Below are 5,094 nucleotides of genomic sequence, written 5' to 3'. Positions count from 1 at the left end.
GCTCTAAAGGCCGAGGTGGCTGAGATCAGGACCTTTCGGGACGATGCCGTTCGGGTTGAGTGACTTGATGGAATAGTACCCTCTCCTGATATGATCGATGTTCACCGTGTCGCGAATCCCGGGAACATCCAGCACACGTTTGAGATAGGCGGTGAGGTTGGGGTACTCGGAGAGACGCCGCAGGTTGCATTTGAAAAGACCGTGATAGGCGGTATCGAAACGCACCAGCGTCACGAACAGGCGGATGTCGGCCTCGGTGAAGGGCGGGCCGAGCAGAAACGCACGGTCCGCAAGATAGTTTTCCAACAGGTCCAACATCGCGAAGACGTCGTCAAACGCCTCGTCATAAGCAATTTGCGTCGTGGCGAAGCCCGCGCGGTAAACGCCGTTATTGAGCGCCGGGTAGATGCGCTCGTTGAGCGCATCGATCGCGGTACGGAGCGCCTGCGGATAAAGGTCGACACCGTCGTCGGCAAAGGCGGCGAATCCCGAATTGAACATGCGAACGATTTCGGCGGATTCATTGTTGACGATGGTCTTGCGTTTCTTATCCCAGAGAACCGGGACCGTCGCGCGCCCGCAGATTTCCGGATCGGCTCGTGTATAGAGCTCATGCAGATAGGTCGCGCCGTTGACCTCGTCCCGGCCGGCGCCAGGATAATCGCCGAAGCGCCATCCCTGGTCGGTCAATACCGGCTCCACGACGGACACCGAAACAACGTCTTCGAGCTTCTTCAGCTTGCGGGCCATGAGTGTGCGTGAGGCCCACGGGCAGATCAACGCGACATAAAGATGGTAGCGGCCGCGTTCCGCGGGGAAGCCACTTTCGCCGCTCGGTCCGGCGCTTCCATCGGGAGTGATCCAGTTGCGGAAGCTGGACGTCTGACGGACAAAGCCGCCCTTTTCGTCCTTGGCCTGGACCGGTTGCCAGTCCGATGTCCATTTTCCATTCACCAGCATATCGGGCTCCTTGGCGCCTTCTGAAAATGTCGGACACAAGCGGAGGGCGCCCGACTATGGCTGCCGTTCGCGGGCGATTGCAAGCGCGCGGGCCTCAGTGTGGATGCGGATCGCGAGCACCAGCCCGTTCAGAACAGTGAAGACCAGCGCCAGCAGATACAGATGAAGCGCGAGCGGCAGAACCGCGATTTCCGCGGCGACGATCGCATAGTTCGGATGTGCCAGGTATCTGTAAGGTCCGGATGTCACCAGGGACGCATCGGGCAGGACGATGATGCGCGTGGTCCATCGGGCCCCGAGGGTTGCAAGCACCCAAAAGCGACACGCCTGTAGCAGAATAAAAACCGACAGGGCCAGGAGATTGACATCCTGGTCGTGACCCCAAATCCATAATGCGATCAGCCAGGCGGCGTGGGTCGCGACGATCAGCGGATAATGACCGGGCGCGACCTCGATCGCGCCTTGCGCCAGCAGACGGGCAGTATTGTAGCGGGACAGGATCAGTTCGCCCAGCCGCTGCGCCGTCACCAGAGTGAGAATGAGCGCGGCGAGAGTCACGCGGCGTGACGCAGCGTGACGCAGCTTGCGGTGAAGCCCGGCCCCAGTGAGGTCACAAGCGACCGCGGCGGCAGTCCTTGCGCGCGGGCGCGTTCGAGCACGAACAGGACCGTGGCCGCGGACATGTTGCCGTAGTCGGCGATCACGCTTCTTTCGTGGTCGAGCGTTCCCTGATCGAGGGAGAAAGCGCGCTCGATCGCGACGATGACCTTCGCGCCGCCGGGATGACAGATGAAGCGGTCGATGTCTCCGATCGAGAGACCCAGCCCGGACAGGACTGCGGTGACGCCCGGCTTCATGTGCGCGAGCACGAAGTCCGGAATTGTGCGCTGGAAGATCACGCCGAATCCTTCAGGGTCCACCCGCCATCCCATGATATCGAGCGTGTTCGGCCACAGATACTCGCCGGTCGCCTCGATGCGTGTTGCACCTCCATCTCCGGCGCGCAGCACGACGGCGGCGGCTCCGTCGCCGAACAGGCTGGCGGCAACGATATTGGCCTTCGTCAGTTCGTCGTGGCGAACGGCGAGCGTGCAAAGTTCGAGGACGACGAGGAGTACGTTGGTGCCCGGCCGGGCTTGCGCCAGTCGCGATGCGATGGACAGTCCCGCGACACCGCCGGCGCAGCCGAGCCCGAACACCGGCACGCGCGAGATATCCGTCCGGAAGCCGAGCCGGCCGGCGACGCGGGCCTCAAGCGTCGGGGTGGCGATGCCGGTCGAGCACACCGTAACCACGCTGTCGATGTCAGCCGCGTGAAGATCGGCCCGCTCCATGGCTTTCTGCGCGACTTCGACAAACAACGCTTCAGCGCCATCCAGAAAGGCCTGAGTGCGCTCCGGCCAGCCACGCGGTTCGCAATACCATTCAATCGGCTTGACGCCGTAGCGGTGCTGTATCCCGGTGTTGGCGAAAAGAGAGGATAGCGTTTCAAACTGCGGATATCGCGCGCCTAGGATGAATCGCGCCGCGTCGAGAATTTGCGACTGATGAAACACATTGGGCGGGACCCCGGTCGCCATTGCTACCAACGCGGCCGTGTGCTTCATGCCATCGCTCCCGCTCCCGGAGTTTCATGCGCGCAGCCGCCACGAACATGTCTTCGAGGCGGCGTTTCAATGCGCGTATGGATGAGTTTCGGTTTCAATCACTCTCAGCTCGACTAAGCCAGTGAACTCGGTTGGAGCGGATAAGCTGTCCGGGGATGCTGATCGTGGAGCAGTACGGCGAGGCGCCGACGGACGTCAGGGTCATCCGATGCCGCGTCGAATATCTGTTCCTGGACATCCGGCGTCAGTTCTGGCCAGAGCTGCAAAACCGCACGGCCAAGCAATTGTTCAAGATCACTCATTCATACCGCCCTTATGACCGTGGATGCGCTACCGACTCAACCCGAGTTGATATTCCAGAGTCTCGTTTAACTGCGTGGAATCAGACTCGTCGCTTATCTTTTGTTTGAGCATGATCTTTTCCGAAAGCCGGATCCCACTTCGCGCTGGCGCGGCCCTTCGGGTTGGGATCATGCTCTATGATTTAGTTTGTCGCGTTTTCTCCACGCGAACCGGATCCCACTTGGCTCGGAAACGCTCTAGAAACCGGCGGCGTAGTAATCGTCGACAGCCTTGGTGCGCGCCCGCTCTGACCAGTTCCAGCTGCTGCCGACCTGATATTTCGGAGCGCCCTGGAGTTGATCGACGGTCACGCCGGTCTGATAGCCGCCGAGCCGCGTATCATACTTCAGCGTGTGCCAGGGTAACGGATAATGATCGTCGCCGATTCCAAGGAATCCGCCAAAGCTCAGGACAGCATACGAAACACGCCCGCTGGTCTTTTCGATCATGACCCGCTCGATCGAGCCGATCTTTTTATCATCGGGGCCAAACACGGCCGTCCCTTCGACCTTGTCGCTGCCGATCAGGTTGCTGGTTTCGTTTTCTTCTATCGCCATCGCGTCCCTCCTGGGAGCCTTTTCCGCTTCTGAACAAGGCAGAGGCGTGGCTCCGTGATTTTTCGGTTTGACGCGTTTTCTACATGCTCGAAAACGCTACAGGCTCCAGGGGAAAGAAGCGCCGAATGCACCAAAAGTTCCTAGAGTCCTCACCGCTTTCAGGAAGCGGTGAGGGGCTCTAGAACTTCGCGCCCAACCGCAGAGCGAAGTTGTGGACCTCGGTCCTTCCGTCAAGGCCGAGAGCGGTGGTGTAGTCGAAGCCGAGCGTGGCTCCGTTGCCGACCGGGGTGTCGAAGCCGAGGCCAACCGCGATGTAATCTCGGGTGAAGACATTAACGCCGAGCGTATAAGGCAGGCCGTTTCTGAGGTCGGCATAGCCCATGCTTGCCAGGCTCGAGCCGGTGAAGTCGTGCGTGTATTCAAGCCGGCCGCGTGCTTTCACAACGCCCCAGTCCCGAAGGAAGGCATACTCGGCGCGCATTCCCAGGACGCCCGCCAGCATGCTCAGGGTCTGTTTGCCGAAGGCGAGATCGTAGGCAGCAGCGCCGCTTTCGGTAAAGGCGTTGAGCTGTGTCCACGCGGATTCGATGCGGCCGTAGGGCGACACAAGGGCACGGCTGCTCTTGTACTCGTAGCCGCCGATGATCGAACCGAACACCTGGTTGCCGGATCGACCGCCGGTCGCCATCCCGCTGGACGGCGTCACGAACCGCCTGCTGTCGAAGTCCAGCGCGCTGTAGCCGAGCAGGGCGTCGATGAAGGTGTTGTCTCGCGGGTGGTAGCTGCCGTAGATGGCGGTGCTGAGCGACTGGCCTTTACTTTGCGTCACGTTGTTGCCGACATCGACAGTGTCGCGCCCGTAGCCAAGGCCAACGCCTGCGGTGAAGCTGGGCGAGAACCGGTAATCCGCACCGCCGCTAACCCCGATCAGCGTGTGGCCGAGACTGACATTGTATCTGTTCGCCGTGCCGAAGTTGACGAACCCGCCGGCCCAGACGGCGAGATCGCTCGGCGATCCGGGTCTCGACGGAGGTGCCTTGCTCGTCGGCCTTGAAGGACCGGCATTGTTCGGCGCGTAGGCGAATGCATTGCGGGTCGGATCGGAGGGACGGGTTTCCCCGGCATAACCCAAAGCGTTCGGATCGGTCGGTTCTTGCGGGCCGGCTATTCGCACGTTCATCGATGTTGCCTCACGGCTTGAATCGTCGTGGAGCTGTTCGAGCCGGTCCCGGAAATTGGTGATCTGCGAGCGGGCAAAACGCTGGGCGCTCTGCGCCTGGGCGTTGAGCAAGCCGATCACCTCGCGATCTCGCGAGGGGTCGGGGCGCGCGACAACGGTGAATGTCACGGTGCCGGGCGCCGATGTTCCTGACGCATTCGAGAGCGTATAGCGAACGATGACGGTCGAAGTGGCGCCTGCTGCAGAAGCATAGACGAGGTGCCACTGCGTGCCGTTCTGCACGATGTTTGTCGTGCCGTCCGAAGCCGGTGGCGATGTGACGATCGTGGCCGCGGTGAAGGGACCTCCCGTCGCTCCCTGCGTCAGATTTACCGTGCCTGATGCGCCGGCGGTAAGTTGAAGCGTATGGCTTGTGACGGTCGGCGCGGGAGCGGCATAGGTGAAACCA

General features: G+C 61.3%; 6 protein-coding genes. 1 reads left to right on the top strand and 5 read right to left on the bottom strand.

Annotation, left to right across the window (positions count from 1 at the left end; all coding sequences use genetic code 11):
• Positions 1-3: 3 nt before the first annotated feature.
• Genes NWI01_RS10155 through NWI01_RS10145 form a run of 3 tightly spaced genes read right to left on the bottom strand, consistent with a single transcriptional unit; the run spans position 4 to position 2,567 of the window.
• The gene (locus NWI01_RS10155) at positions 4-960 is read right to left on the bottom strand and encodes a glutathione S-transferase family protein (protein ID WP_141383732.1); all 957 of its coding nucleotides are present in this window, start codon (positions 958-960) and stop codon (positions 4-6) included.
• 54 nt (positions 961-1,014) lie between these two features.
• Complete coding sequence (locus NWI01_RS10150; RefSeq protein WP_141383731.1) at positions 1,015-1,518, bottom strand: isoprenylcysteine carboxyl methyltransferase family protein; 504 nt, start codon at positions 1,516-1,518, stop codon at positions 1,015-1,017.
• Positions 1,515-2,567 carry a type III polyketide synthase gene (locus NWI01_RS10145; protein ID WP_141383730.1) on the bottom strand — a complete coding sequence of 351 codons (1,053 nt, stop codon included), beginning with the start codon at positions 2,565-2,567 and terminating at the stop codon, positions 1,515-1,517. The genes NWI01_RS10150 and NWI01_RS10145 overlap by 4 nt, the downstream gene beginning before the upstream one ends.
• A gap of 155 nt (positions 2,568-2,722) precedes the next feature.
• Between NWI01_RS10145 and NWI01_RS19330 the strand changes: the two genes are divergently transcribed.
• Positions 2,723-2,977 carry a hypothetical protein gene (locus NWI01_RS19330; protein ID WP_210242959.1) on the top strand — a complete coding sequence of 85 codons (255 nt, stop codon included), beginning with the start codon at positions 2,723-2,725 and terminating at the stop codon, positions 2,975-2,977.
• Positions 2,978-3,106: 129 nt separating this feature from the next.
• On the opposite strand, the gene NWI01_RS10140 is transcribed toward NWI01_RS19330, so the two are convergent.
• Together NWI01_RS10140 and NWI01_RS10135 are read right to left on the bottom strand one after the other, a co-directional pair.
• The gene (locus tag NWI01_RS10140; RefSeq protein WP_141383729.1) at positions 3,107-3,466 is read right to left on the bottom strand and encodes a PRC-barrel domain-containing protein; all 360 of its coding nucleotides are present in this window, start codon (positions 3,464-3,466) and stop codon (positions 3,107-3,109) included.
• A 178-nt stretch (positions 3,467-3,644) separates the two neighbouring features.
• On the bottom strand, positions 3,645-5,094 hold a 1,450-nt coding region (locus tag NWI01_RS10135), incomplete at its 5' end, for an autotransporter outer membrane beta-barrel domain-containing protein (protein ID WP_141383728.1).

Origin of the sequence: Nitrobacter winogradskyi (genome assembly GCF_006539545.1) — a bacterium.
Taxonomy (GTDB): domain Bacteria; phylum Pseudomonadota; class Alphaproteobacteria; order Rhizobiales; family Xanthobacteraceae; genus Nitrobacter; species Nitrobacter winogradskyi_A.
This window is presented reverse-complemented; position numbering and strand designations above follow the sequence as displayed.